The sequence below is a fragment of the Vibrio sp. 10N.286.52.C3 genome, from assembly GCF_041468865.1.
GTDB classification, from domain to species: Bacteria; Pseudomonadota; Gammaproteobacteria; order Enterobacterales; family Vibrionaceae; genus Vibrio; species Vibrio crassostreae_C.
This window is the reverse complement of sequence record NZ_JBFRJM010000029.1, coordinates 1-26,147: the sequence shown is the minus strand read 5'-3', so window position 1 is coordinate 26,147 and position 26,147 is coordinate 1. Positions and strand designations below refer to the sequence as shown.

Genomic DNA, 26,147 nt, shown 5'->3' with positions numbered 1-26,147 from the left:
CCAAAAGGCATTACTTGAATAACTCAGCTTGTTCATGACAGATTGATCTGTTGCTTATAGAGATGAGTCTAGGAGAAACAAATCCCAGAGACAAAAAACCGAGCTCAGCGCTCGGTTTTTTTATTCATTTCATTGTTAGCACTAAGCTAGCAATCAATGATTAAGCAAGAAGCTCTTTCGCGGTGTTTACTACGTTTTCAGTAGTGAAACCGAACATCTTGAATAGCTCGCCTGCTGGTGCAGATTCGCCGAACGTTGTCATACCGATGATCTTGCCACCGAAACCAACGTACTTGTACCAGAAGTCAGCGATGCCAGCTTCTACTGCGATACGAGCAGTAACGTCAGATGGAAGTACAGACTCACGGTATTCAGCATCTTGCTTGTCGAACGCGTCAGTTGCAGGCATAGATACTACGCGTACTGCTTTACCTTCAGCGGTTAACTGTGCAGCAGCTTCAACAGCAAGCTCAACTTCAGAACCTGTTGCAATGATGATTAGCTCAGGCTTGCCTTCACAATCTTTCAGGATGTAACCACCCTTAGCGATGTTAGCTACTTGCTCAGCATTACGATCTTGTTGTGCAAGGTTTTGACGAGAGAAGATTAAAGATGAAGGACCATCTTTACGCTCAATAGCCAGTTTCCAAGCAACAGCAGACTCAACTTGGTCACATGGGCGCCATGTGCTCATGTTTGGCGTTAGACGTAGAGAAGCGATCTGTTCAACCGGTTGGTGAGTAGGACCATCTTCGCCTAAGCCGATAGAGTCGTGCGTGTAAACTTGGATGTTCTGAACTTTCATCAGAGCAGCCATACGCATTGCGTTACGCGCGTATTCCATGAACATTAGGAACGTTGCGCCGTATGGTACGAAACCACCGTGCAGAGCGATGCCGTTCATGATAGCCGTCATACCGAATTCACGTACACCGTAGTGGATGTAGTTACCAGAGAAGTCAGTTGCTTCAAGAGACTTAGAACCAGACCACATAGTTAGGTTAGAAGGCGCAAGGTCAGCAGAGCCACCCATGAATTCTGGTAGCATTTGACCAAACGCTTCTAATGCGTTTTGAGATGCTTTACGTGAAGCGATGTTTGCTGGGTTAGCTTGAAGATCAGCAATGATTGCGTTTGCTTTCTCTTCCCACTCAGCTGGAAGTTCGCCGTTAGTGCGACGTTTGAATTCTGCTGCTTGCTCAGGGTAAGCCGCTGCGTATGCGTCAAACTTAGCATTCCACGCCGCTTCTTTTGCTGCGCCCGCTTCTTTCGCATTCCACTCAGCTGCGATATCTGCTGGGATTTCGAAAGGACCGTGTTCCCAACCAAGTGCTGCTTTAGTTGCTGTAATTTCATCAGCACCTAGTGGAGCGCCATGGCAGTCGTGCGTACCAGCTTTGTTTGGAGAACCAAAACCGATGATAGTTTTAGTACAGATAAGCGTTGGACGAGGGTCTGCTTTAGCTGCTTCGATAGCTGCATTGATTGCTTCCGGATCGTGACCGTCTACTGCTGGGATTACGTGCCAGCCGTATGCTTCAAAACGCTTAGGAGTATCGTCAGAGAACCAACCTTCCACTTCACCATCGATAGAGATACCGTTGTCATCCCAGAAAGCAACTAGCTTACCAAGACCTAGCGTACCAGCTAGTGAACATGCTTCGTGAGAGATACCTTCCATCAGACAGCCATCACCCATGAATGCATAAGTGTAGTGGTCTACGATGTCGTGGCCTTCTTTGTTGAACTGTGCAGCCAGTGCTTTCTCTGCCATTGCCATACCAACAGCGTTAGTGATGCCTTGACCTAGAGGACCCGTCGTTGTCTCGATACCAGGAGCGTAACCGTACTCTGGGTGACCAGGAGTCTTAGAGTGCAGTTGACGGAAGTTTTTCAGATCTTCAATTGAAAGCTCGTAGCCTGCAAGGTGAAGCAGAGAGTAAATCAACATTGAACCATGGCCGTTAGACAGGATAAAACGGTCGCGGTCAGCCCACTCTGGGTTTGCTGGGTTGTGGTTCAAGTGGCCACGCCAAAGAACTTCAGCGATGTCAGCCATACCCATAGGTGCGCCTGGGTGGCCTGAATTTGCTTGTTGAACACCGTCCATGCTAAGTGCGCGGATTGCATTGGCTAGATCTTTACGAGAAGGCATGTCTGCTCCTGGATACATAAGCGATTTAAAAAAGAGATAGTGCTAATGTTTTCATTTTAATTAGCGCGGGTATTCTCTCAAACGACTATTGCGACTGCAAACGTTTTACTGGCATTTTAACGGTCATTTTTCGCAATTTTCGAACATTTACATCACTTGGCAGTGGCTTATCTCAATCGATACGCAAACGATTAGTTATGACATATCATAAAAAAGAGCTTGTAATTCGACCGCTGGAATTTAGAATAGCCGTCTAGATGTAGAAACACCTACAAAATATACTGTATTTAATGGCGCGCTTCCTAGCTTGCGACGCCATAAACTATTTACACCAAAAACTAAAAGTGGAGCTCTCATGGCTAAGCACCTATTCACTTCTGAATCTGTTTCAGAAGGCCATCCAGATAAAATTGCAGACCAAATCTCTGATGCTGTTCTTGATGCCATCTTGGAACAAGATCCAAAAGCACGTGTTGCTTGTGAGACTTACGTTAAAACCGGCATGGTTATGGTTGGCGGTGAAGTAACAACGTCTGCATGGGTTGATATCGAAGAAATCACTCGTGAAACAGTACGTGAAATTGGTTACGTTCATTCTGATATGGGCTTTGACGCTGACTCTTGTGCTGTTCTAAACACAATTGGTAAGCAGTCTCCAGACATCAACCAAGGTGTTGATAAAGAAGACCCTAAAGAGCAAGGCGCAGGCGACCAAGGCATCATGTTTGGTTACGCGACTAACGAAACACCAATCCTAATGCCGGCTCCAATTACTTACTCTCACCTTCTTGTTAAGAAGCAAGCTGAAGTACGTAAGAGCGGTAAACTTGACTTCCTTCGCCCTGATGCGAAATCTCAAGTTACGTTCCAATACGACCAAGGTAAAATCGTTGGTATCGACGCTGTTGTTCTTTCGACTCAACACTGCGATTCAGTAACAACACCGGATCTACGTGAAGCAGTAATGGAAGAGATCATCAAACCAGTACTTCCTGCTGAGTGGATCAACAAAGACACTAACTTCTTCATCAACCCAACAGGCCGTTTCGTAATCGGTGGCCCAATGGGTGACTGTGGTCTAACAGGTCGTAAGATCATCGTTGATACCTACGGCGGCGCAGCTCGTCACGGTGGCGGTGCATTCTCTGGTAAAGATCCATCAAAAGTTGACCGTTCTGCAGCTTACGCGGCTCGTTACGTTGCGAAAAACATCGTTGCTGCTGGCATGGCTGACCGTTGTGAGATTCAACTGTCTTACGCTATCGGTGTTGCTGATCCAACATCTATCATGGTTGAAACGTTTGGTACTGAAAAAGTAGCTCACGAAATTATCATTGAAGCAGTTCGTCAAAACTTCGACCTACGTCCATACGGTCTTCAAGAGATGTTGAACCTTCTTCAGCCTATCTACAAGCAGACTGCTGCATACGGCCACTTCGGTCGTGAAGAGTTCCCTTGGGAAGCGACTGACAAAGCAGCAATCCTTGCGGACTTCGCTGGCCTAAAATAATTTAGCCACTGCGATTTGTTTCTTCAAAGCCCTTACTTCTTAGTAAGGGCTTTATTTTTATGTACTTACCTTACTTTCACTCGCCATTCTCTTCTCTAATGCCCTTCTTTACCGTTAACCACTTAGTATAAAAAACCGCTGATAATTTGTGTTTTCTAACACTACTGACAATAGTTAAGGTAACTCCTAAGAGATCAAGCTCACATTTAACTTAAATTAATTCAGCCTGATAACGCTCGTTAAATGCACGCTAGAACAAAAACTGGGATGACAAAGAGCAATTTAGCTCAACACCATAACTCTCACACAAGCCACATCGATGAGCCTTATGGAATTATAACTAGGACGTTATTTAACTAGGGGGATCTATGCCTCGTACCGCGCACCCATCCGAACTGAACGATAAAAAACACAAGGTCAGCGATAAGGATTACGCTCGCACCATTCCTTGTAACCAAATCAGTATTTCCGCACCCTTTCATTGGTTGTCGCTTGCTCTGCATGACTTAGTAAGAATGCCATTAATCAGCGCATTCTACGGTTTGTGCTTTATGGGAGCGGCAATCGCCATTGTTCAGCTTGTCCAATGGCAAGGAACACACTTGGTCGTAATGCCAAGCCTGATCGTGTACATGCTAATAGGGCCGTTTCTTGCTCTGGGCTTGTATGACGCAGCTTGGGAAAGAGAAAAAGGCCACAACGCAAGCCTACTGCACTCGATGAAAGCCATCACTCGCAACTCCACCCACCAATGGGCCTTTGCGATCGTATTGATGGTTGCGATGATATTCTGGATGCGTATCGCTGCGTTATTGCACGCGCTCTACCCTTCAGTGCAAGGCGCACCACTGGCTGAGTTCGCTCCCTTCTTAATTACGGGTTCTGTGATTGGTTTTGTTATCGCAAGCCTCATATTTAGCATCTCAGCATTTTCAATTCCGTTAATGATGGAGAGACGCGTTGATGTGATGAGTGCGATTTTCACTAGCTTTAATGCCGTGAAATCGAACATCCCTGCAATGGTGGTTTGGGCGAGTATTATTTGTGCCGGTATTTTGGTGGGTTTTGCCACCTACGGCATCGGAATGATCGTCACCATGCCGCTACTTGGCTATGCTACATGGCACGCTTATCACGAGATCATTAAGAAAAAACATCACGTGTAAAGCATCGCTAGATCAACAAGCAATGTTATGATTAGGCCTTGGTTTAAACGCTGAGGCCTTTTATTTGGAGTTAACAACGTTTGTCTTACACCCCGCAACAACACCGAGCAAATAAGAAATTGGCCGAATGCCTAGCTATCGCAAATCAACATTTCTCTCGTGAATTTCCACACCCAACTATCACCTTCAAGTTAAGAGGCAAAGCGGCGGGAAAGGCCTACCTTCAGCTCAACGAAATTAAGCTCAACCACGTACTATTTTCTGAAAATGAAGATGCCTTCATCAACGAGGTTGTGCCACATGAACTCGCACACCTGATCACGCATCAGGTTTTCGGACGTGTTAGGCCTCACGGAAACGAGTGGAAATACGTGATGGAAAAAGTATTCAACGTGCCAGCCAGAACAACTCACAGCTTTGAAATCGCGTCAGTTCAAGGGAAAACCTTTGAATATCGATGTGAGTGCACCACTTACCCATTATCAATCAGACGACACAACAAAGTACTTCGGAATCAATCGACCTACCGCTGCCAATTGTGCCAGCAAACCTTAGCTTTCACGGGAACTCAACTAAGCTAGTGACAGGTTGATTTACTCGGTAGAACAAATCTAATAGAGAGATCTAACATTTGAGTGCTAGACTGATGTTTATCATACTTTTATCAGTCTTTTTCTATGCAAAAACTCACCTTCAAAGCATTTGGCCTACCTGTATCTTTTTACTTAACAATAGTATTTGGCCTACTGGTAACCCAAAGCGTTCTCGCCGCACCACCGAGCTCATTTTCCAAAGCAAAAAGAGAAGCGGTGAAGATTTACCTCGACCATCCGACTTCATTTTATTGCGGCTGTGACATTACTTGGAAGGACAAAAAGAAAGGCATTCCCGACCTTGATGGCTGTGGCTATCAAGTCCGAAAACAACAAAAGCGGGCGAGTCGAATTGAGTGGGAACACGTGGTTCCAGCTTGGCAATTTGGCCACCAGCGTCAGTGTTGGCAAGATGGTGGGCGCAAGAACTGCACTCGCAATGACAAAATATTCAAATCCATGGAAGCCGACCTTCACAACCTAACTCCGGCCATTGGCGAGGTTAACGGTGATCGCTCCAACTACAACTTCAGTCAGTGGAATGGCATGGATGGTGTGAGCTATGGTCAGTGTGAAATGCAGGTCAACTTCAAGCAGCGTAAAGTTATGCCGCCAGACAGAGCAAAAGGCTCTATCGCGCGTACTTACCTTTACATGAGCCAAGAGTATGGTTTCAAACTATCTAAGCAACAAACCAACCTAATGATGGCGTGGAACAAGCAATTTCCTGTCGACAAGTGGGAATGTACTCGTGATGAGCGAATCTATGCCATCCAAGGTAATCACAACCCATTTGTTTACCCTGCTTGTAAATAACGTCGCTCGTACAATCAACATTCCTAACTATCTCAAACAAGAGTTTCAGAATTGCCCCTGAAACTCTTGCTCTACCCTTGTTTTTTCAACTAAAAGCATCCATGTTAGGCAGAGACAAAATACCCAAATGAACATATTTATAGGTTTACCAGCATGAGAATCCCTCGTATTCATCACCCAGAACGCATTCATCAGTTAGGTTCACTCGCTTTAGGCGAAGATGCCGCGGGTCATGTTGGTCGTGTCCTTCGCATGAAAGAAGGCCAAGAAGTCCTTCTATTTGATGGCAGTGGCGCTGAATTCCCTGCGACGATAGCCGAAGTATCAAAGAAAAATGTCACCGTTAATGTTTCTGAACGCATCGAACGCAGCAGCGAATCTCCGTTAGACTTACATTTAGGCCAAGTGATTTCACGTGGCGACAAAATGGAGTTCACGATTCAGAAATCGGTTGAGCTTGGTGTGAACACCATTACCCCTTTAATTTCAGAGCGCTGTGGCGTTAAGCTTGATACAAAACGCTTCGAGAAAAAACTCGCACAGTGGCAAAAGATTGCTATCGCGGCGTGTGAACAGTGTGGCCGCAATACGGTTCCAGTCATTCGCCCTATCATGCAACTTGAAGAGTGGTGTAGCGAACCGAGTGAAGCATTAAAGCTGAACTTACATCCTCGTGCAAAATACTCAATTAATACCCTTCCAGAACCTATCAGTAAGGTACGCCTATTGATCGGCCCTGAAGGTGGCTTGTCGGCTGAAGAAATCGGCATGACAGAACAATACAAATTTGAAGAGACGCTACTCGGCCCACGTGTACTTCGTACCGAAACAGCAGCTCTAACCGCAATTACTGCCTTACAAGTCCGTTTTGGCGATCTAGGCTAGGAGAAAAAAATGATCAAACTTGGCATCGTAATGGATCCAATTTCATCCATTAACATCAAAAAAGACTCTAGCTTTGCCATGATGCTTGAAGCTCAGCGTCGTGGTTACGAAATCCATTACATGGAAATGGATGATCTACATTTAGATCAAGGCGTAGCCATTGCTGACACTAAGGTTGTTGAACTAAAAGAAGATCCAAACGGTTGGTACGAGTTCAAATCAGAACAGACTATCACGCTATCCGATTTAGATGCGGTACTAATGCGTAAAGATCCTCCGTTTGATACTGAGTACATCTACGCAACTTACATTCTTGAGCGTGCTGAAGAGAACGGCGCACTGATCGTCAACAAACCACAAAGCCTACGTGACTGTAACGAGAAGTTGTTCACGGCATGGTTCCCTGAACTGACACCGACCACCATCGTGACTCGTAAAGCTGAAAAAATTAAAGCGTTCCGAGAAGAACACGGCGACGTGATTCTAAAACCACTTGATGGCATGGGCGGCGCGTCTATCTTCCGTGTGAAAGAAGGCGATCCAAACGTATCAGTTATTATTGAAACCTTGACCAACCACGGTCAGAACTACGCAATGGCACAAACTTTTGTTCCAGACATCAGCAATGGTGATAAGCGTATTCTTGTGGTTGACGGTGAGCCAATGCCTTACTGTCTAGCGCGTATTCCTGCAAAAGGGGAAACTCGAGGTAACCTTGCTGCTGGCGGTACAGGTGAAGCTCGTCCTCTAAGTGAAACAGACTGGGCTATCGCAAGAGCAGTTGCTCCAGCACTGAAAGAGAAAGGCTTAATCTTTGTTGGGCTTGATGTTATCGGCGACAAGCTGACTGAAATTAACGTGACTAGCCCTACTTGTATCCGTGAAATTGAAGCCGCTTTTGATATTTCAGTTACAGGTAAATTAATGGATGCAATTGAGCGTCGCGTTAACGCTAAATAGCCTAAACTAAAGAAAGCCTTAGCTATTCGAAAACACAGAAATATCTAGGCAAAGAACAATGAGCGGCTTTACGCCGCTCTTTTTCCTTTACTGGGAACACACTGGCAGGAGGCTCTATGAATTTAACGAACCACTTTCTGGTTGCTATGCCCGGAATGAAAGACCCATACTTTCAAAATTCGGTGATTTACCTTTGTGAGCACAATGACGAAGGCGCGATGGGTTTGATGATCAACGCCCCTATTGATGTCACTGTCGGTAGCATGCTTAAGCAAGTTGAGGTTGATTCTGATCAGCCAAAACCCAACCAAGCAAGTCTTGATAAGCCTGTATTGAATGGTGGACCGGTCGCAGAAGACCGTGGGTTTATTTTGCACAAACCTAAAGGCAACTATCAATCCAGTATCAGCATGACGGATCAAATCTCAGTGACAACCTCAAAAGATATCTTGATGGTGTTGGGCACAGAAGATGAGCCGATGAATTATTTAGTCGCACTTGGGTATGCAGGATGGGAACCCGGACAACTGGAAACAGAACTGACCGAGAACTCATGGTTAACCGTTGAAGCCGATCCGAAGGTCATCTTCGATACACCGATTTCTGACCGCTGGAAAGTCGCTGTACAGATGTTAGGCATTAATGCAGCTCAGCTTTCAGCAGACGCTGGTCACGCCTAGCTCAAATCAACTAAGTAAAATAAACAGACACTCTCAAACACAGATAAATTTGGAAACCCCATGTCACGAACAATTATGGCATTTGACTACGGTACAAAAAGTATCGGTAGTGCGATAGGACAAGAAATCACGGGCACCGCAAGCCCTCTAAAAGCTTTTAAAGCCAAAGATGGCATCCCAAATTGGGACGATATCGAAAAGCAAATTAAGGAGTGGCAGCCGAATCTTATCGTGGTTGGTCTTCCTACCGATCTTCATGGTAAAGATCTAGCCGCGATTACACCAAGGGCGAAGAAGTTTGCCAATCGCCTAAAAGGGCGCTTTGGTGTCGATGTTGAACTGCATGATGAAAGACTTTCTACGACAGAAGCAAGGGCCGACCTTTTTGAAATGGGCGGCTACAAAGCACTAAGTAAAGGTAATGTCGATAACCAGTCTGCAGTCGTCATTTTAGAGAGCTGGTTTGAAGCACAATATTCATAACGAAAATTAAGAGCTCAAAGATTAAACTCCTTTGTGATCCTATAATGATATTACGGCGTAATGTCGAAGCAATTCATTATTAGGTAAGTGGGAGTTCACATGAAAATTTTTCTAGCAATCTTCGTAGCTCTAGCAATATCAGCATGCAGTTCGACAAGCTCCAATAATGCAGGTTATATGAATCATACTTCGACTGACGCAGACGTAATCAGCGAGCCTAAGAACAAGAAGCGTTGATAATACAGACGCAGTCGAACGATGAATATGATGAACGCCTGATTTTAACCTAGAATCAAATCAGGCGTTTTTTATCACCCCATATCTATCTTCACACCAGCCAACGCCCCAGTTCCGTAGTCGTCATCACCACGTCTAGTTTTGAGCATTAAGCGCAAGTCATTAGCAGAATCGGCACTGTGGAACGCATCCTCTTCGCTGATCTTGCCTGCTATCACTAAATCATACAAAGCTTGGTCAAAGGTCTGCATACCTATCTCTTTCGATTTAGCCATGGTTGCTTTCAGTTCGTGTAGTTCACCACGACGAATCAAGTCAGAAACACGAGGGCTATTCAGCAGAATCTCGAATACACCATGACGCCCGCTGCCATTCTTGTCGCGAATGAGTTGCTGAGCGACGACACCACGCAGGTTCATCGATAGGTCAAACAAGAACTGTTCTTTCTGCTCTTTCGGCACCAAATGAAGAATACGCTCTAGCGCTTGGTTAGCGTTATTGGCGTGCAAGGTTGCCATACACAAGTGACCCGTTTCAGCAAAGGTCATCGCGTATTCCATGGTCTCACGGCTACGGATTTCGCCAATCAAGATCATGTCTGGTGCTTGGCGTAGCGAGTTCTTAAGCGCGACTTCATAGCTCTCGGTGTCGAGTCCAACTTCACGCTGTGTCACGATGCACTTTTTATGTTCATGCACAAATTCAATCGGGTCTTCAACCGTCAAGATATGTCCCGAGCGATTGGTGTTGCGATAGCCTGTCATTGCAGCCATTGAGGTCGACTTACCAGAGCCTGTCGCACCAACCACCAGCACAAGTCCGCGCTTAGCTATTGATAGGTCCTGTAGTACATCAGGAAGCTTTAGTTGCTCAAAGGTTGGGATGTTAGTCTCGATACGTCGAATGACCGCTCCAGGTAGCTCTCGCTGAAAGAATGCACTGACACGAAAACGACCAAAGTCACGCACAATCGCAAAATTAGCCTCACGCGTTTGCTGATATTCATCACGTCGGTCTTGTTCCATCATCGCATCAAGTAATTGAGCAACTTGAGCCGCATTCAGCTTCTCTCCTTGGGGGCGTAATTCACCATCCACACGAAAAAGGATTGGCGCATCAACCGTGATATAAAGATCCGATGCCTTTTGAGAAAGCATTCCCTCAAGGATTTGATTCAATTCCATTGTGTCCACCTTGATTAAAACATTGAGGTTTCAATTTCGATCTTTTTCTCGACCTCTTCCGAATCAACCAAGCCCTGCGCCATCAGCTGCTTCGCATTTTGTTCCATGGTCTGCATGCCGTGCGCTGCGCCCGTTTGAATGATCGAGTACATCTGCGCAACCTTATCTTCACGAATCAAGTTTCTGATCGCAGGTGTTGCCATCATGATTTCATGACACGCCACACGACCACCACCAACACGCTTTAGCAGCTTCTGGGCTATCACCGAGCGCAGTGATTCAGACAACATCGAACGAACCATATCTTTATCGCTACCTGGGAACACATCGATAATACGGTCGATCGTTTTAGCCGCAGAACTGGTGTGCAGAGTACCAAAGACCAAGTGACCCGTTTCTGCTGCGGTTAACGCTAAGCTAATCGTCTCTTGGTCACGAAGTTCACCAACCAGAATCACGTCTGGGTCTTCACGTAAGGCACTGCGCAGTGCCGCTTTAAAACTGTGGGTATCACGGTGAACTTCACGCTGGTTGACTAGGCATTTATTATTGGTGTGAACGAATTCAATCGGGTCTTCAATCGTCAGAATATGCTTATTGTGGTTGCGATTTACGTAATCAACCATCGCCGCAAGAGTCGTTGATTTACCAGAGCCAGTTGGACCAGTGACGAGCACTAACCCTTTTTCGTAGTTAGCAATCCTTTCGAAGATCTCAGGTGCACCTAACTGATCTAAAGTCGGGATTTCGACAGGGATAGTTCGAAAGACAGCTGAGCAGCCACGGGCTTGGTTAAACGCATTAACACGAAAGCGACCAACATTGGGTAATTCAAAAGAGAAGTCGACTTCCAGTTTTTCTTCAAACTCGCCGCGTTGTGAATCGCTCATGATCTCAAAAACCAAACGATGCACATCAGCATGACTCAAAGCTGGGATTCCAAGCTTCCTTACTTCACCATCTATACGTACCATTGGAGATACACCCGCAGAAAGATGTAGATCTGACGCGTTATGCTTTACACTAAAATCTAGTAACTCAGTGATATCCATTTATTTTCCCTTAAGTAAAGTCAGCTATGAGTAGTATTCAACAAAATATCGAACAAATCACCTCACAGATTCGTAGTGCTGAGCAAAAGTGCGGACGAGCTCCAGAGTCCGTGCAACTTTTAGCCGTCAGCAAAACTAAACCTATTGATGCGATTCTAGAAGCCGCACTCGGAGGCCAAGTTGCCTTTGGTGAAAACTATGTTCAAGAAGGTGTAGATAAAGTAAAACACTTTTCAGAACAACATTCTAACCTAAATTTAGAGTGGCATTTTATTGGTCCAATTCAATCCAATAAAACCCGCCCAATCGCGGAAAGCTTTCAATGGGTGCATTCCGTCGATCGCGATAAGATCGCACAAAGGCTTAATGATCAACGACCAAGCGAACTTCCACCTTTGCAAGTGTTGATTCAGGTAAACACCAGTGGTGAAGAGTCCAAATCTGGAACCTCAGAAGAGACAGTTTTTGCACTCGCGGAGTTGATTTCATCGCTCCCCAACCTCACCTTAAGAGGATTGATGTCGATTCCTGCAAACGTATCTGACTATCAATCTCAGCTTAATGCATTTTCTCAACTGGCAGAGCTTAAAGACAAGCTAGCCGCGAAGTATTCAGACATTGATACCCTTTCGATGGGGATGAGTGGTGATATGGATGCAGCAGTTGAGGCTGGCAGCACAATGGTTCGTATTGGAACAGCTATTTTCGGCGCTCGTGATTACGCGAAATAGCCGTAGTAAGTAACGACAAGTACAAGTATTGATACCGCTTCGCCTTATCCGCGCAGCGACACGCTCAGGATTTTATATATGGTACATAAGAACATCGCCTTTATTGGGGCGGGAAACATGGTTCGCTCAATTGTAGCTGGCTTAGTTGCTAGTGGTTACCCAGCGCAAAAGATTACTGCGACAGCACCTTCAGAAACCAGAAGGCTGCCGTTAGAACAAGAATACGGCATCAATACCACCAGCGATAATATTGCCGCAGCTGAAAAAGCAGACGTTGTTGTGTTATCAGTGAAACCACAGATGATGGCTGATGTATGTAAACCCTTACAAAGCATCGACTTTAGCAACAAACTGGTTATCTCCATTGCTGCGGGTATTAATGCGAATCGACTCAATGAGATGTTAAACTGCCAACTGAACCTTGTTCGTGTGATGCCAAACACGCCATCACTGCTAGGTAAAGGAATGAGCGGTCTTTATGCCGATGCAACTGTCAGCCAAGATGATAAAGACTTTGCATCTCAGCTGATGCAAGCTGTAGGTGAAGTAAGTTGGGTTGAACAAGAGTCTGGAATCAACAACATCATTGCGGCGGCGGGTAGCGCTCCGGCTTACTTCTTCCTGTTTATGGAAGCGATGCAAGCTGAAGCAATCAAGCAAGGTTTTGACCAAGAAACAGCTCGTAAGCTAGTGCAGCAGTCTGCATTAGGCGCGGCAGAGATGGTGGTAGCAAACCAAGATACTGAATTATCAACACTGCGTGAACAAGTGACATCCAAAGGCGGCACGACCGCAGAAGCACTACGCACGTTTAACGAACATCAACTATCAGACATCGTAGCAAAAGCCATGCAAGCGGCGGTTGCTCGAGCTGAAGAGATGGAAAAACTGTTTTAGTACCAATCAAGGTAAACAAGCATTTTGCCGCTCTGGTTATATCTAAGCGACAAGTAAATCCGAAAAAGGAAACAATATGAACTCGATGAGCTTTCTGATCTCGACCGTTTTTGATCTTTACATCATGGTTGTGATCTTGCGTATCTGGCTACAAGCATCACGTGCAGATTTCTACAACCCATTCTCACAATTCATCGTAAAAGCGACACAACCGGTTGTTGCCCCACTACGCCGAGTTATTCCATCAATCGGCAGCCTTGATCTAGCGACCGTTGTTTTCGCTTATGTGCTGTGTGTACTTAAGTTCGTTGCTCTAAACCTGATTATCTCTGGCGGCGCTGCCGTTTTCGATATTAGCTTCCTTATCTTTGGTGCACTGTCTCTGCTCAAAGCGGCTGGTGGTTTGATCTTCTGGGTTCTACTTATCCGTGCAATCCTAAGCTGGGTAAGCCAAGGTCGTAGTCCAATCGAGTACGTATTCCATCAACTGACTGAACCAATGCTAGTGCCTATCCGCCGTATCCTTCCGGACATGGGTGGTTTCGACCTAAGCGTACTGGTTCTGTTCATTGTTCTGCAATTTGCGAACTTCCTAATGGGCGACATGATTGGCCCTATTTGGTATCAGCTATAATTCAAGTACAAACATCAGGTACTTTGACGATGCCAAAAGCGGTTTGGGCCGAGGAAGACGATATTCTTCTTAGGCTCTATATCCAACCCAAAGCAAGCCGAGACAAAATTGTCGGCTTGCACGGTCAGGAACTGAAAATTGCCATTACTGCACCACCGGTTGATGGCAAAGCCAATGCCCATTTAGCGAAATACCTTGCGAAACAGTTTAAGGTCGCAAAAGGGCAAATTAAGATAGAAAAGGGAGATCTCGGTAGGCACAAGCAAGTTCGAATATGCTCGCCAAGCCAAATCCCAACTGAAGTCAAAGCCATCCTATGATGGCTTTTTGCTATTTATTGGAGTCATTATGCGTTTATGGATAACAGCACTACTCACCGCTCTTGTTGCCTTACCAAGCTCAGCAGGGCAATTTAAGAACATTAAGGATGTCGAGGTTCATTACTCGGCTTTTAATTCCACGTTCTTAACTTCGCAAGTCGCTAAGCAATACAAACTTAAGCGAAATGGATACTCAGCAATCCTCAACATCAGCGTGTTAGACAAGGCTTCTCTAGGCAAGCCTGCGACAACGGCTAAAATTACGGGAACAGCGAAGAACCTCGTTGGAAACACCCGTACTTTGAAGTTTCGAGAAATCAAAGAAGGCGATGCGATTTATTACCTTGCTGAGTTCCCCGTAACTCACGAAGAAAACATCACCTTCGACATCGATGTGAACGCAGGCCTAAAAGGCACTGGTCCACTGCGTTTCACACAGAAATTCTATATAGAAGAGTAAGCTCAAACCTTACTTTTCATTTATTAACTTATTTAGAGCTACATTCCCATGAGTAAGATTGTTTTAGCAACAGGCAACCAAGGTAAAGTTCGCGAGATGGCAGATATTCTGTCTGAGTTTGGTTTTGACGTTGTCGCGCAAAGTGAATTTAACGTTTCAGAAGTCGCTGAAACAGGAACGACTTTCATTGAAAATGCCATCATCAAAGCTCGCCACGCAGCGAAAGAAACAGGGCTGCCAGCCATTGCTGACGACTCAGGTTTAGAGGTTGATTACTTAAATGGTGCGCCAGGTATCTATTCAGCGCGTTACTCAGGTGAAGGGGCAACCGATAAGCAGAACATCAAAAAACTATTAGATGCGATGCAAGGTGTCGAAACTGAAAAGCGTACTGCGCGTTTCCACTGTGTGTTGGTGCTAATGCGTCACGAGAATGATCCAACACCTCTAGTGTGTCACGGTAAATGGGAAGGTCGTATTCTTACTGAAGAACACGGTGAGAATGGCTTTGGCTACGATCCTGTGTTCTTTGTACCAGAAGATAACTGCGCCTCAGCAGAGCTTGAATCTTCGCGTAAGAAGCAACTATCACACCGTGGTAAAGCGCTTGCGTCACTATTCAAGACTCTCAAGGAGCAAGCTCTGTAATGCACAATGCAGCGCTAATACCACCCGCACTTAGCCTCTATGTACACATCCCATGGTGTGTACAAAAGTGTCCGTATTGTGATTTTAACTCTCACGCTCTGAAAGCCGAGATCCCTGAAAAAGAGTACATCGATGCACTGCTTGAAGATCTCGATACTGATATCGAAAAATATCAGCTCAATGGTATGCCTCGCCCACTGCATTCGATCTTTATTGGTGGCGGTACCCCAAGCCTGTTTTCTCCTGAAGGAATTGGCCGATTGTTACAAGGCATTGAACAGCGCATCCCGTTCAAACCTGAAATAGAAATCACCATGGAAGCCAACCCGGGAACTATCGAAGCTGAGCGTTTTGCAGGTTACCAAAAGGCAGGCATTACTCGAATCTCGGTGGGTGTGCAAAGTTTTGAGCAAGAGAAACTGGAAAGACTTGGGCGTATTCATGGTCAAGATGAAGCGGTAAATGCTGCTCATTTAGCGCATAAGATTGGATTGAATAGTTTCAATTTAGACTTAATGCACGGCTTACCCGAACAGAGTATTGAACAAGCGTTGGCTGATTTGGATAAAGCGATAGAACTCGACCCTCCGCACTTATCTTGGTATCAGCTAACAATAGAACCTAACACCATGTTCTATTACAAAACACCAACGCTGCCTGATGATGATGACCTTTGGGATATCTTCGACCTAGGCCATAAGAAGCTCGCAGACGCAGGGTATGTGCAGTACGAAATTTCAGGCTACAGCAAGCCGGGATATCAGTGCCAACATAACCTCAACTACTGGCGCTTTGGTGACTATCTAGGTATTGGCTGTGGCTCTCATGGCAAGCTGAGCTTTACAGATGGACGCATTGTTCGTACCACTAAGGTTAAGCACCCTAGAGGCTATCTAGCTGCGTACCAAAACATGGTAAAACCTTATCTATCAGATGAATTTGAAGTGCCGAATGAAGACCGCCCTTTTGAATTTTTCATGAACCGCTTTAGGTTAATGGAAGCATGTCCAAAGCAGGATTTCATTGATACGACAGGGCTTGGTTTTGACTCGATTCAAAAAACGATTGAATGGGCAAAAGAGCTAGGCTACTTGAAGGAAACCGACACTCACTGGCAGATCACTGAAAAAGGAAAGCTGTTTCTCAATGATCTGTTAGAAGCCTTTATGGCAGAAGAAGACGAGTAGTTCGAGATTCGAGATTCGAGATTCGAGATTCGAGAAGCATTGCGTAAGGGTTGGCTTTAGGGTCAACCCTTTTTGTTTTATAGCCCTCTCTCGGAGCGAAGCGTTCTATAGGACAACGTCCGTGCTCGAATCTTTCTCTTAGAAAATAGAACGACCAATTCTCTCTGAAAGCAACTCTAGAGCCTTAGTACCTGCGAGCGAGTTGCCAGAAGGATCAAGCTCTGGAGACCACACCGCAATCGTCATTTCGCCAGGAACGATAGCAATAATACCGCCACCAACGCCCGATTTTCCTGGCATACCAACACGGTAGGCAAACTCACCAGCCCCATCGTACAAGCCACACGTCGCAAGCAAAGCATTCAACTGCTTGGTTTGAACTGGCGTGATGATCTCTTTCTTGGTTTGAACCGACACGCCTTTGTTTGCTAAATAGCTAAAGGTTTTTGCCAAATCCACACACGTCATTTTAAGCGCACAAGCGTGGAAGTAGTTATTCAGAACTGGGATAACATCATTCTCAAAATTACCAAATGAACGCATCAAATAAGCAATGGCAGCATTACGATCGCTGTGCATCATTTCTGAAGCCGCTACCACCTTGTCATACACAATATGAGTATCACCCGATAACTGACGCACAAACTCTAACAAGCGGTGCCTAGGCGCAGACAAGCGGCTTTGTAGTAGGTCTGCAACGACAATTGCCCCCGCATTGATGAACGGGTTGCGGGGAATACCATACTCCATCTCAAGCTGAATCATCGAGTTAAAGGCTTGACCAGAAGGCTCTTTGCCTACTCTTTGCCAAATCTCTTCAGGCTTATATAGCACCATAGCTAGCGTCAGGCTCAAGGCTTTAGAAATAGATTGCACAGAAAATGCTTCTTCAGCATCGCCTGCTTTAATCACCTCACCTTCATTGGTGTATACCGCGATCGCCAGTTTCTGGTTCGATACGCGAGCCAGTGCAGGGATATAATCAGCGACCTTTCCCTGTCCAATTAAAGGACGAACTTCGTCTAAGATCTCGGCCAAAATAGCTTGAGTTGGTTTCATGTGCGCTTACTTCTATATTGTTATTTTTGTAGGGGTGTAACATATACCAATCGTAGTAAATAACTGTTCACTCTAGCTTGTTAAAATGCTCGATAACTGCGTTAGAATTTTTGATTGTAGAGTAACTACTTATCGAAAAATGCTGCCTTGTTCTCAAGCCTTTTTCCTACGCTATTTCTGATCACTTACTTACTGTGATTGGTATTACTTTCTGTCGTTAAGCCTTTACTGAAATAAAAGCCTAAGGACAAAAAAGCCAACATTACAATAATGTTGGCTTTAATCAATCCCATAAAGTGTAGGGGTTAAACCCTAAGTCGGATTACCCTTCACTTAATTTGATTCGAAGTTACTTAGTACGCTTGAACTTAATGTCCCAAACACCATGACCTAAACGGTGGCCACGAGCTTCAAACTTAGTTAGCGGGCGCTCATCCGGACGAGGGATGTAATCACCATCTTCAGCGATGTTTTCGAAGCCTGGAGCTACGTTCATCACTTCAATCATATGTTCTGCGTAGTTTTCCCAGTCTGTTGCCATGTGGAAAACACCAGTATCAAGTTGAAGCTTGCCGCGAACCATCTCTGCAAACTCAGCCTTAACGATACGACGTTTATGGTGACGAGCTTTGTGCCATGGGTCAGGGAAGAACAGTTGCAGAGTATGCAGGCTGCTATCTGGGATCATGTGTTCAAATACTTCTACAGCATCGTGACACATTACACGCAGGTTAGTTACGCCAGCATCGCGAGCTGTACCTAAACACGCACCAACACCCGGGCTATGAACTTCAATACCTAAGAAGTTTTTCTCAGGTGCGTTCTTTGCCATTTCAACCAGTGATGCACCCATACCGAAGCCAATCTCTAGTACAACCGGGTTATCGTTGCCAAATACTTCTTTCCAGTTAAGAAGCTCTGGGTTGTAGTCGATACCCATTGTTGGCCAACATTCATTCATCGCGTTCTCTTGGCCTTTTGTTAAGCGGCCTTCGCGGCGAACAAAGCTACGGATCTTACGAACCAGTTTGCCGTCTTCAGTATATTCGTTAGTGGTCACTTCACTCATTGATTTTTGCCTGCACATTGATTAATCAAAGCGGGGATTATCCAAAGAATTGCCTCCGGTGCAAGTCTTTCCGTGGATAAATTCCCACACAATTTGTCTGTTTTACATCCAACGTTAAGTGTGGTGCAATTTCGCTTCTAATAATAGCAAAGCATAGAGCATGTCGTGACTCCTTTCGCAACCGCCATATTAAAGTGGTATGACGCCTACGGGCGTAAAGAATTGCCTTGGCAACAAAACAAAACCGCCTACACCGTTTGGCTATCTGAAATCATGCTTCAGCAGACTCAGGTTGCTACGGTGATTCCTTACTACCAACGCTTCTTAGAACGCTTTCCAACGGTTATCGACCTAGCGAACGCCGAACAAGATGAGGTACTCCACTTATGGACAGGGCTTGGTTATTACGCACGAGCTCGCAATCTACATAAAGCAGCCAAGATCGTTGCTGAGCAATATGGTGGTGAATTTCCGCTGTCTATCGAAGAGATGAACGCGCTACCGGGGATTGGTCGCTCAACAGCAGCAGCCGTCTTATCATCGGTTCATAAACTTCCTCATGCGATTCTTGATGGCAATGTAAAACGAACGCTTGCGAGAAGTTTTGCCGTTGAAGGTTGGCCGGGGCAAAAGAAAGTCGAAAACCAGCTTTGGGAACACGCCGAAGCACATACTCCGAACAAAGATGTCGATAAGTACAACCAAGCAATGATGGACATGGGTGCCATGGTTTGTACCCGTAGCAAGCCTAAGTGCACCTTGTGCCCGATTGAAAGCATGTGTGAGGCCAAGAAGCTCGATAGACAGCTCGACTTCCCTGGCAAAAAGCCTAAGAAAGAAAAGCCAGTAAAAGACACATGGTTTGTGATTCTGTATCACGACAACCAAGTGTGGCTCGAACAGCGCCCTCAATCTGGTATCTGGGGCGGATTGTTTTGTTTCCCTCAAAATGAAAACGCAGAGATCGAACATCAACTAGATCTTCGTTCGATCAAAGACACTCAAACCAATTCGATCAAGACCATGATTGCGTTTAGACACACTTTCAGCCACTACCACTTAGATATCACGCCAGTATTAGTGAAATTAGATAAACAACCAGATTTGATAATGGAAGGGGCTAAAGGTCTCTGGTATAACTTATCAAAACCGGAAGAAATTGGCCTAGCCGCTCCTGTAAAGCAGCTTATTGAGAGCCTACCCTTTGAACTGAACGACGACGTTTGAATCAACGAACGCGATAAGAGGAACCACTATGAGCCGCACTGTATTTTGTGCTCGCCTTCAAAAAGATGCTGAAGGCCTAGATTTTCAACTTTACCCAGGTGACTTAGGTAAGCGTATCTTTGACAACGTGTCTAAAGAAGCTTGGGGACAATGGCAAAGCAAGCAAACTATGCTTATCAATGAAAAGAAGCTAAACATGATGGATCCTGAGCATCGTAAACTTCTTGAAACTGAGATGGTTAACTTCCTTTTTGAAGGTAAAGATGTCGTAATTGATGGCTATACTCCACCAAGCGAATAAGACATTTATTTAAGCAATTTTTAATGACATCATGGTTAACGCTGCGATGTCATTTTTGTATGAGGAACTATGAAAAAGCTAAGTTACTTCCTAACAGCCATGTTATTAACTGGCTGCAGCCGTGAATTTGTCGAAAGCATTTATGATGTCAATTACGAGCCAACCAACCGGTTTGTGAAGAATTTAGCTGAGCTACCCGGACAATTTGAAAAAGATACCGGGGCGCTAGATTCATTAATAGATAGCTTTTCAGGCAACATTCAAAAACGTTGGGGTAGCAGTGAAATCAAGATAGCAGGTAAGAGTAACTATGTGAAATACATAGATAATTACTTAAGTCGTTCAGAAGTGAATTTTAGCCAAGGCCTGATAACGGTGGAAACGGTTTCCTCTACCGAACCGAAAAAACACCTCAAAAATGCGATCATGACGACCCTTTTGACGCCAGATGATCCGGCGCATGTCGATCTATTCTCTTCTAAAAGCATCAAGCTAGAAGGCAAACCTTTCCTCTATAATCAGGTCGTAGACCAAGAAAAAAAGCCCATTCAATGGACTTGGCGAGCGAACCAGTTTGCGGATTACCTGATCGCGAATAACCTAAAAACCAAAGAAGTCGACTTTAAAAAAGCCTACTACGTTGAAATCCCAATGGTGGCCGACCACGCTAGCCAGCGTAGTTATCAATATGCCGACATCGTTCGACGAGCGTCTCAGCGTTATGACATCCCTGAAGATTTAATCTACGCTATCATCAAGACAGAGAGTAGCTTCAACCCGTACGCCGTAAGCTGGGCTAATGCTTATGGTCTTATGCAGGTGGTACCTAAAACCGCTGGTCGAGATGTATTTGAACACGTCAAAAAGAAACCTGGTGAACCAAGCCCTGAGTACTTATTCAATCCAGAAAACAACATTGATGCTGGCACCGCATACTTTTACATCCTTAAAAATCGTTATTTGAAAGACGTAAAAAACCCATTAACGCTTGAATACAGTATGATTTCAGCCTATAACGGCGGTACTGGTGGCGTACTCAATACCTTCAGTAAGGACAGAAAGCGAGCAATGCAAGACTTAAACTCGCTGCAACCGAGCCAAGCCTACTGGGCGCTTACCAAGAAGCATCCAAATAAAGAGTCGCGCCGATACCTCGAAAAAGTAACGCAATTCAAAAAAGAATTTAACCAAGGTAAAACATAACCCTCACTTTTGAATAAAAAAACAACGAACGAACGGTTTTTTTAATTATTTTCAAAAAAGGAGTTGACGGTTATGCAGAAAATCCGTTTAATAGCGCTCCGTTGCCCGGATAGCTCAGTCGGTAGAGCAGAGGATTGAAAATCCTCGTGTCGGTGGTTCGATTCCGCCTCCGGGCACCACAATTTGATTTGTTGGTGTCAACACTCTTTAACAGGGAGTAACAACACGGACAAAAGCATAAAGAATTTAGTGTGCCGACTTAGCTCAGTAGGTAGAGCAACTGACTTGTAATCAGTAGGTCACCAGTTCGACTCCGGTAGTCGGCACCATTCTTTTGCCTCGATAGCTCAGTCGGTAGAGCAGCGGATTGAAAATCCGCGTGTCGGTGGTTCGATTCCGCCTCGAGGCACCATTATTTGGTGCTTAACAAATAATGGTCTTTATAGACCTGATGTTGACACAAATAATTCCCCTTTAGTTCAGTTGGTAGAACGGCGGACTGTTAATCCGTATGTCGCAAGTTCAAGTCTTGCAAGGGGAGCCACATTCAAGAAAGCCAAGTCGAAAGACTTGGCTTTTTTTCGTTTGAACAAAAACAAACTCTATTCAATATACACATCAGCTCCTCACTAACTCTTAATCAGTCTCGATAAATTGAGTTATCTCCTTTTAGTACTCTTACTACAGCAGTTGATTCTAAGTTCTATAAAGCATATCCACTACAACAGAACCAACGCCTTATAAAGTTCATGACCCGCTAATATTCACATTAAAACAAATAGAACCAAGTCCTGTTACTTTTTTTTCTTCGAAAATTTAATCTCTATCATACTTTGATGTCTTTCTAATATCTGCCTTACACCACTTAGATTAAGATTCGATGAATTATACCTAATACTAATTATTGAATCGCTGCGCGGGGAAATATGAAACTAAAAACGCAAGCTTACTTATTATCGGGCATCATCTTGATCGCCCTGCTAGCACTGACGGCTACAGGCTTATGGACCTTAAGAGTTGCTAGCAACATGGACAACAAAGCTCGCGTAACAGAGCTGTTTAAGAGCGCATACAGCATTCTTACTGAAGTCGAAAAAATGGCGATTGATGGCACACTAGAAGAAGAGCAAGCCAAGCAACTAGCTACTCGCCTTCTACGCAACAACATCTATAAAGATAATGAATATGTTTACGTAGCCGATGAGAACATGACGTTTATCGCGACACCATTAGATCCTCAACTGCACGGAACCAGTTTTAACGACTTTAAAGATGGCGACGGCAATAGTGTTGGGCAGCTAATCCAAAGAGTACTTGGTAATCGTACTGGCGAGATCATTGAGTACACCTGGACACAAAAACTGCCAGATGGAACGATTGAAGAAAAACAGTCTATTGCAGAGAAAACGCCACATTGGGGTTGGGTTGTCGGCACTGGTATCGGGTTCAATGAAGTTAACGCTCGTTTTTGGTCTACTGCTCAATGGCAGCTATTCCTTTGTGTCGTGATTGCTGGTCTTATTCTGGCGAGCCTAATTGTATCCATTAAACGCATGCTAGCGCTTCTTGGCGGCGAACCTAAAGACGTACGAGAAGCAGTACAAGCCGTAGCACAAGGTCGAATTCAAACCTCTTTCGAAACTCAGGCAATTGACGGCAGTATCTATCACGCCGTACAACAAATGAGTAAGTCATTGGCTGAGCTAGTATCAAACCTTGACGCTTCAATGCTGGCATTAAGAGGCGAACTGCAGCGCGTAGAAGATCGCGCTGGGTCAATTGGTCAACTGACAGACACCCAACAGCAATCAACAGAGATGATCGCGACAGCAATGACCGAGATGGCCTCTTCAGCCAATAACGTAGCTGCTTCAGCTAGCGATACCGCGCGCAACACCGACGAGGCCGACAAACAGAGCCAGCATACCCAACAACTCATTCACAACACAGTAGATAACATTCAAGGCTTAGCAGGCCAACTAGGCACAGCAAGCGAAGCTGTCGCTAACCTAGATAACGATGTAAACAACATTGCAAAAGTATTGGATGTGATTGGTGATATAGCGGAGCAAACTAACCTATTGGCACTAAATGCAGCCATTGAAGCAGCTCGAGCTGGCGAACAAGGTCGTGGATTTGCTGTTGTAGCAGATGAGGTTCGTAACCTTGCAGGCAGAACACAATCGAGCACAAAAGAAATCCAATTAATGATTAATAACCTTCAAGAGGGATCTCGCAACGCAATTCAAACCATGGAAGTGTGTGCCGCGACCAGTGAAAGCACCGTAACAGAGTCTCAAAACGCCTCTGAAGCACTACAACAGATTGTTGTCGCATTAGAGTCCATTTCATCAATGAGTCATCAAATCGCAACAGCGGCCGCTGAGCAGACTCAGGTGAGCGATGATATATCGAAGCGTATCAATATGATCGAAGAGAGCGGTAACCAACTGAGCAATGTCGTAACAGAAAGTCATAACAGCACCCAAACTCTTGCCTCTCTTTCCAACGAATTAGAAGCTTGGGTTAATAGGTTTGAAGTAAAACACTAAACTCCCTAGAAAATTTTCAAATAAAAAAGCACGTTTTCATACGTGCTTTTTTTATTTCGGCGCCCATTCAGTGTAGTTAACCGTAGTTTTACTATCTTTTAGGGCATGCTAGACCTAGGTTTTTCACCCCAAATGAGCAAAAACAACCCACTAAGTATAGAAAAACATCAAACGATACTTTTTTTGCAATTTAATGTTGACCCAGAACGCGAAAACACGTTTAATACACCTCGTCGCCCGGATAGCTCAGTCGGTAGAGCAGAGGATTGAAAATCCTCGTGTCGGTGGTTCGATTCCGCCTCCGGGCACCACAATTTATTTGTTGGTGTCTTAGACAACAACAGTAAAGCACAAAGAAATATTATGTGCCGACTTAGCTCAGTAGGTAGAGCAACTGACTTGTAATCAGTAGGTCACCAGTTCGACTCCGGTAGTCGGCACCATTTCTTTTAAAGCTTTAAGAATAATTCCCCTTTAGTTCAGTTGGTAGAACGGCGGACTGTTAATCCGTATGTCGCAAGTTCAAGTCTTGCAAGGGGAGCCAAGTTAATCATCAAGCATAAGCTTTTTGATTCATGATGCCGACTTAGCTCAGTAGGTAGAGCAACTGACTTGTAATCAGTAGGTCACCAGTTCGATTCCGGTAGTCGGCACCATTCTCTTGATTAGAGACTAAACAATCAATTCCCCTTTAGTTCAGTTGGTAGAACGGCGGACTGTTAATCCGTATGTCGCAAGTTCAAGTCTTGCAAGGGGAGCCAATTAAAAGAAGCCGCATCATTGATGCGGCTTTTTTGCATCTAAAGATCCTAACTTATTAATACAACTACCCTCACCTTTCAAATACCATATTCAATTCAGAAACCAACCGTTTTTATATCCTTCCAAAGCTACAAATCTTCGCTACTTAATGCTCTTCAAAATCTCCCAACAACAAACGACACATTCACGTAAGAGTCAGTCACAGTACGTTGCTACTCATTTTATTGACTAGGAGATCGGTTGAAAAAATCAATACTAAGTTTGGAGGTAAGAAAGCTAAATAACGAATCAAGTAAGCGCTGAAAAGCTCTGTAAGACACTTCAATCCAAATTGATACACAGATTACTCTTTATCAAAACTATCCACTACAATAGCGCCCATAGAGGCTGGCATTGAAATAACAATCACTCTTTTGATCGATACGACGGGATCACTCAATAGAGGTAATTTGTCCAGGCAAGTCAGTACCAAAGCAACGACCAATGCCGTCATAACATAAGCAATCACTATTCTGAAAATAAACACCGGCAACCGAGCAACAACATCTTTTTGAAAGACACTCTCATACGTATAGAAGCCTAAGAACACCGCAGACAGTAAAAATAGCAGCAATAGATTAGCGGTAGGTAAAGTCTCCCCTAACTTCCAAGCCTCTTCAGAAAAAGAAATCGGCACGGCCAAGGCAAAAGATCCCACAAAGATCTGGCTCGCATCTTCAAAGTTAAAACTCAATTTCATAATTCGACCCATTAGGTTTAAGGCTTTATCTAATTCTGAAAAGAATCACAAAACTATCCGCCGATGATTTGGGGGATTTTTATTTCTACTAAGCAAACAGTAGTGACCTTCTAGCTTCATCTTAGTCGCAATAACCAAAACATAGCTTGAACTAACCAGCAAGAAATCAATATGCTCAGAGCAAAACGGTCAACACGACTGATTAATATCGAGTCAACAAACACATCAAAATCGAAGACAGAGTGGTAACCCCTAATATACCAGCACCTAGAACCAAAGAATCTAAATCCGCAGGGTGATAAACGTCACTTCACGAATACGAGGGATGCTCTATTTCTTAGCTTATATACCCCTCAGGCACCACTTGGGAACACACTTAGCGACCCTCACCTTTAAGCTGAATCTAGCCTACTTTCACCCTTTGAAGTACTTAGAACGAGTCGCTCAATACCATCGAGAGTGGTTTTAAGCTCAATGCATAACAAGAGACATTAAGTCGACTCATTATGAGCTCTAGCGTTCTTAAGAGAAGCCTCCATGATAGAGCCCTAATTACACGTATCCTATAGATTCACAGATAGAGCAGAAGTCAGATTTCGTAGCCGAAAGGCTGTTAACTAATACCAATTAAAGTAAA

At 44.6% G+C, this 26,147-nt stretch carries 26 protein-coding genes and 9 tRNA genes; 29 read left to right on the top strand and 6 right to left on the bottom strand.

Going from position 1 to position 26,147, the window contains the following annotated elements:
- Window positions 1–160: 160 nt before the first annotated feature.
- Window positions 161–2,155, bottom strand: coding sequence for a transketolase (gene tkt / locus AB4138_RS12590; protein WP_102333136.1), 1,995 nt, complete (start codon window positions 2,153–2,155; stop codon window positions 161–163).
- 355 nt (window positions 2,156–2,510) lie between these two features.
- Here tkt and metK point away from each other — a divergent pair, with 355 nt between their 5' ends.
- The 9 genes from metK (at window position 2,511) to AB4138_RS12545 (ending at window position 9,485) form a co-directional block, all read left to right on the top strand.
- A complete protein-coding gene (gene metK / locus AB4138_RS12585; protein WP_017062234.1) occupies window positions 2,511–3,665 on the top strand; it encodes a methionine adenosyltransferase in 1,155 nt (384 codons plus the stop codon).
- A gap of 368 nt (window positions 3,666–4,033) precedes the next feature.
- Window positions 4,034–4,831 carry a DUF2189 domain-containing protein gene (locus AB4138_RS12580; protein WP_017062235.1) on the top strand — a complete coding sequence of 266 codons (798 nt, stop codon included), beginning with the start codon at window positions 4,034–4,036 and terminating at the stop codon, window positions 4,829–4,831.
- A gap of 80 nt (window positions 4,832–4,911) precedes the next feature.
- Window positions 4,912–5,412, top strand: a complete 501-nt coding sequence (locus AB4138_RS12575) for a SprT family zinc-dependent metalloprotease (protein WP_017062236.1) — start codon at window positions 4,912–4,914, stop codon at window positions 5,410–5,412.
- A 96-nt stretch (window positions 5,413–5,508) separates the two neighbouring features.
- Window positions 5,509–6,240 (top strand): endonuclease, encoded by a 732-nt coding sequence (locus AB4138_RS12570; protein WP_017063198.1) that lies wholly within the window; start codon window positions 5,509–5,511, stop codon window positions 6,238–6,240.
- Between the two features lie 153 nt (window positions 6,241–6,393).
- Window positions 6,394–7,125, top strand: coding sequence for a 16S rRNA (uracil(1498)-N(3))-methyltransferase (rsmE, locus tag AB4138_RS12565; RefSeq protein ID WP_017062238.1), 732 nt, complete (start codon window positions 6,394–6,396; stop codon window positions 7,123–7,125).
- 9 nt (window positions 7,126–7,134) lie between these two features.
- Window positions 7,135–8,085, top strand: coding sequence for a glutathione synthase (gshB, locus tag AB4138_RS12560; protein ID WP_280617760.1), 951 nt, complete (start codon window positions 7,135–7,137; stop codon window positions 8,083–8,085).
- A gap of 116 nt (window positions 8,086–8,201) precedes the next feature.
- Complete coding sequence (locus tag AB4138_RS12555) at window positions 8,202–8,765, top strand: YqgE/AlgH family protein (protein WP_017062239.1); 564 nt, start codon at window positions 8,202–8,204, stop codon at window positions 8,763–8,765.
- A gap of 60 nt (window positions 8,766–8,825) precedes the next feature.
- A complete protein-coding gene (gene ruvX / locus AB4138_RS12550) occupies window positions 8,826–9,248 on the top strand; it encodes a Holliday junction resolvase RuvX (protein WP_004735480.1) in 423 nt (140 codons plus the stop codon).
- Window positions 9,249–9,347: 99 nt separating this feature from the next.
- The gene (locus AB4138_RS12545) at window positions 9,348–9,485 is read left to right on the top strand and encodes a hypothetical protein (protein WP_170791814.1); all 138 of its coding nucleotides are present in this window, start codon (window positions 9,348–9,350) and stop codon (window positions 9,483–9,485) included.
- Between the two features lie 74 nt (window positions 9,486–9,559).
- Here the strand turns inward: AB4138_RS12545 and AB4138_RS12540 are convergent, their stop codons facing one another.
- Window positions 9,560–10,669, bottom strand: a complete 1,110-nt coding sequence (locus AB4138_RS12540) for a PilT/PilU family type 4a pilus ATPase (RefSeq protein WP_017062241.1) — start codon at window positions 10,667–10,669, stop codon at window positions 9,560–9,562.
- Between the two features lie 14 nt (window positions 10,670–10,683).
- Window positions 10,684–11,721 carry a type IV pilus twitching motility protein PilT gene (locus AB4138_RS12535; RefSeq protein ID WP_017062242.1) on the bottom strand — a complete coding sequence of 346 codons (1,038 nt, stop codon included), beginning with the start codon at window positions 11,719–11,721 and terminating at the stop codon, window positions 10,684–10,686.
- 26 nt (window positions 11,722–11,747) lie between these two features.
- On the opposite strand from AB4138_RS12535, the gene AB4138_RS12530 reads away from it, so the two are divergent.
- From AB4138_RS12530 to hemW, 7 genes are all read left to right on the top strand, one after another.
- Window positions 11,748–12,452, top strand: a complete 705-nt coding sequence (locus AB4138_RS12530; protein WP_017062243.1) for a YggS family pyridoxal phosphate-dependent enzyme — start codon at window positions 11,748–11,750, stop codon at window positions 12,450–12,452.
- Between the two features lie 78 nt (window positions 12,453–12,530).
- Window positions 12,531–13,349: a pyrroline-5-carboxylate reductase gene (gene proC, locus AB4138_RS12525; RefSeq protein ID WP_372306237.1), complete on the top strand. Its 819-nt coding sequence runs from the start codon at window positions 12,531–12,533 to the stop codon at window positions 13,347–13,349.
- 76 nt (window positions 13,350–13,425) lie between these two features.
- The gene (locus AB4138_RS12520; RefSeq protein ID WP_017067798.1) at window positions 13,426–13,983 is read left to right on the top strand and encodes a YggT family protein; all 558 of its coding nucleotides are present in this window, start codon (window positions 13,426–13,428) and stop codon (window positions 13,981–13,983) included.
- Window positions 13,984–14,012: 29 nt separating this feature from the next.
- Window positions 14,013–14,303, top strand: coding sequence for a DUF167 family protein YggU (gene yggU / locus AB4138_RS12515; RefSeq protein ID WP_017067797.1), 291 nt, complete (start codon window positions 14,013–14,015; stop codon window positions 14,301–14,303).
- Between the two features lie 28 nt (window positions 14,304–14,331).
- Window positions 14,332–14,763 (top strand): DUF4426 domain-containing protein, encoded by a 432-nt coding sequence (locus AB4138_RS12510; RefSeq protein ID WP_017062246.1) that lies wholly within the window; start codon window positions 14,332–14,334, stop codon window positions 14,761–14,763.
- Between the two features lie 48 nt (window positions 14,764–14,811).
- Complete coding sequence (locus AB4138_RS12505; protein ID WP_017062247.1) at window positions 14,812–15,411, top strand: XTP/dITP diphosphatase; 600 nt, start codon at window positions 14,812–14,814, stop codon at window positions 15,409–15,411.
- Entirely contained in the window at window positions 15,411–16,598 is a 1,188-nt protein-coding gene (hemW, locus tag AB4138_RS12500; protein WP_017067796.1) for a radical SAM family heme chaperone HemW, read from the top strand. Before AB4138_RS12505 ends, hemW begins: the two co-directional genes overlap by 1 nt.
- Window positions 16,599–16,736: 138 nt before the next feature.
- Here the strand turns inward: hemW and glsB are convergent, their stop codons facing one another.
- Together glsB and trmB are read right to left on the bottom strand one after the other, a co-directional pair.
- Window positions 16,737–17,657 (bottom strand): glutaminase B, encoded by a 921-nt coding sequence (glsB, locus tag AB4138_RS12495; protein WP_017062249.1) that lies wholly within the window; start codon window positions 17,655–17,657, stop codon window positions 16,737–16,739.
- 349 nt (window positions 17,658–18,006) lie between these two features.
- Window positions 18,007–18,726, bottom strand: coding sequence for a tRNA (guanosine(46)-N7)-methyltransferase TrmB (gene trmB, locus AB4138_RS12490; RefSeq protein ID WP_017062250.1), 720 nt, complete (start codon window positions 18,724–18,726; stop codon window positions 18,007–18,009).
- A gap of 165 nt (window positions 18,727–18,891) precedes the next feature.
- On the opposite strand from trmB, the gene mutY reads away from it, so the two are divergent.
- The 13 genes from mutY (at window position 18,892) to AB4138_RS12425 (ending at window position 24,770) form a co-directional block, all read left to right on the top strand.
- Window positions 18,892–19,953 (top strand): A/G-specific adenine glycosylase, encoded by a 1,062-nt coding sequence (gene mutY, locus AB4138_RS12485; protein ID WP_065584120.1) that lies wholly within the window; start codon window positions 18,892–18,894, stop codon window positions 19,951–19,953.
- A 28-nt stretch (window positions 19,954–19,981) separates the two neighbouring features.
- A complete protein-coding gene (locus tag AB4138_RS12480) occupies window positions 19,982–20,254 on the top strand; it encodes an oxidative damage protection protein (protein ID WP_010435637.1) in 273 nt (90 codons plus the stop codon).
- Window positions 20,255–20,323: 69 nt separating this feature from the next.
- On the top strand, window positions 20,324–21,457 hold the full coding sequence (gene mltC / locus AB4138_RS12475; protein WP_017063191.1) for a membrane-bound lytic murein transglycosylase MltC: 1,134 nt from the start codon (window positions 20,324–20,326) through the stop codon (window positions 21,455–21,457).
- Between the two features lie 103 nt (window positions 21,458–21,560).
- Window positions 21,561–21,636 (top strand) — tRNA-Phe (locus tag AB4138_RS12470).
- 74 nt (window positions 21,637–21,710) lie between these two features.
- A tRNA-Thr gene (locus AB4138_RS12465) sits at window positions 21,711–21,786 on the top strand.
- Between the two features lie 7 nt (window positions 21,787–21,793).
- Window positions 21,794–21,869, top strand: a tRNA-Phe gene (locus AB4138_RS12460).
- A 56-nt stretch (window positions 21,870–21,925) separates the two neighbouring features.
- Window positions 21,926–22,001, top strand: a tRNA-Asn gene (locus tag AB4138_RS12455).
- Window positions 22,002–22,383: 382 nt separating this feature from the next.
- Entirely contained in the window at window positions 22,384–24,009 is a 1,626-nt protein-coding gene (locus tag AB4138_RS12450; RefSeq protein ID WP_372114055.1) for a methyl-accepting chemotaxis protein, read from the top strand.
- Between the two features lie 235 nt (window positions 24,010–24,244).
- Window positions 24,245–24,320 (top strand) — tRNA-Phe (locus AB4138_RS12445).
- Window positions 24,321–24,376: 56 nt separating this feature from the next.
- Window positions 24,377–24,452, top strand: a tRNA-Thr gene (locus AB4138_RS12440).
- Window positions 24,453–24,477: 25 nt separating this feature from the next.
- Window positions 24,478–24,553 (top strand) — tRNA-Asn (locus AB4138_RS12435).
- Window positions 24,554–24,589: 36 nt separating this feature from the next.
- Window positions 24,590–24,665: transfer RNA gene (locus AB4138_RS12430), tRNA-Thr, on the top strand.
- A gap of 29 nt (window positions 24,666–24,694) precedes the next feature.
- Window positions 24,695–24,770: transfer RNA gene (locus AB4138_RS12425), tRNA-Asn, on the top strand.
- 344 nt (window positions 24,771–25,114) lie between these two features.
- Here AB4138_RS12425 and AB4138_RS12420 read toward each other — a convergent pair.
- Window positions 25,115–25,510 (bottom strand): DUF2391 family protein, encoded by a 396-nt coding sequence (locus AB4138_RS12420; RefSeq protein ID WP_017060180.1) that lies wholly within the window; start codon window positions 25,508–25,510, stop codon window positions 25,115–25,117.
- Between the last annotated feature and the right edge of the window lie 637 nt (window positions 25,511–26,147).

Bases quoted from the DNA above. Each gene is read 5' to 3' on its own strand.
- AB4138_RS12450 (WP_372114055.1), top strand. From the start codon at position 22,384: ATGAAACTAAAAACGCAAGCTTACTTATTATCGGGCATCATCTTGATC.
- AB4138_RS12420 (WP_017060180.1), bottom strand. From the start codon at position 25,510: ATGAAATTGAGTTTTAACTTTGAAGATGCGAGCCAGATCTTTGTGGGA.
- gshB (WP_280617760.1), top strand. From the start codon at position 7,135: ATGATCAAACTTGGCATCGTAATGGATCCAATTTCATCCATTAACATC.
- trmB (WP_017062250.1), bottom strand. From the start codon at position 18,726: ATGAGTGAAGTGACCACTAACGAATATACTGAAGACGGCAAACTGGTT.
- AB4138_RS12510 (WP_017062246.1), top strand. From the start codon at position 14,332: ATGCGTTTATGGATAACAGCACTACTCACCGCTCTTGTTGCCTTACCA.
- rsmE (WP_017062238.1), top strand. From the start codon at position 6,394: ATGAGAATCCCTCGTATTCATCACCCAGAACGCATTCATCAGTTAGGT.
- tkt (WP_102333136.1), bottom strand. From the start codon at position 2,155: ATGCCTTCTCGTAAAGATCTAGCCAATGCAATCCGCGCACTTAGCATG.
- metK (WP_017062234.1), top strand. From the start codon at position 2,511: ATGGCTAAGCACCTATTCACTTCTGAATCTGTTTCAGAAGGCCATCCA.
- hemW (WP_017067796.1), top strand. From the start codon at position 15,411: ATGCACAATGCAGCGCTAATACCACCCGCACTTAGCCTCTATGTACAC.
- AB4138_RS12530 (WP_017062243.1), top strand. From the start codon at position 11,748: ATGAGTAGTATTCAACAAAATATCGAACAAATCACCTCACAGATTCGT.
- AB4138_RS12570 (WP_017063198.1), top strand. From the start codon at position 5,509: ATGCAAAAACTCACCTTCAAAGCATTTGGCCTACCTGTATCTTTTTAC.
- AB4138_RS12540 (WP_017062241.1), bottom strand. From the start codon at position 10,669: ATGGAATTGAATCAAATCCTTGAGGGAATGCTTTCTCAAAAGGCATCG.
- AB4138_RS12480 (WP_010435637.1), top strand. From the start codon at position 19,982: ATGAGCCGCACTGTATTTTGTGCTCGCCTTCAAAAAGATGCTGAAGGC.
- AB4138_RS12520 (WP_017067798.1), top strand. From the start codon at position 13,426: ATGAACTCGATGAGCTTTCTGATCTCGACCGTTTTTGATCTTTACATC.
- AB4138_RS12580 (WP_017062235.1), top strand. From the start codon at position 4,034: ATGCCTCGTACCGCGCACCCATCCGAACTGAACGATAAAAAACACAAG.
- AB4138_RS12505 (WP_017062247.1), top strand. From the start codon at position 14,812: ATGAGTAAGATTGTTTTAGCAACAGGCAACCAAGGTAAAGTTCGCGAG.
- proC (WP_372306237.1), top strand. From the start codon at position 12,531: ATGGTACATAAGAACATCGCCTTTATTGGGGCGGGAAACATGGTTCGC.
- glsB (WP_017062249.1), bottom strand. From the start codon at position 17,657: ATGAAACCAACTCAAGCTATTTTGGCCGAGATCTTAGACGAAGTTCGT.
- ruvX (WP_004735480.1), top strand. From the start codon at position 8,826: ATGTCACGAACAATTATGGCATTTGACTACGGTACAAAAAGTATCGGT.
- AB4138_RS12535 (WP_017062242.1), bottom strand. From the start codon at position 11,721: ATGGATATCACTGAGTTACTAGATTTTAGTGTAAAGCATAACGCGTCA.
- mltC (WP_017063191.1), top strand. From the start codon at position 20,324: ATGAAAAAGCTAAGTTACTTCCTAACAGCCATGTTATTAACTGGCTGC.
- yggU (WP_017067797.1), top strand. From the start codon at position 14,013: ATGCCAAAAGCGGTTTGGGCCGAGGAAGACGATATTCTTCTTAGGCTC.
- AB4138_RS12545 (WP_170791814.1), top strand. From the start codon at position 9,348: ATGAAAATTTTTCTAGCAATCTTCGTAGCTCTAGCAATATCAGCATGC.
- AB4138_RS12555 (WP_017062239.1), top strand. From the start codon at position 8,202: ATGAATTTAACGAACCACTTTCTGGTTGCTATGCCCGGAATGAAAGAC.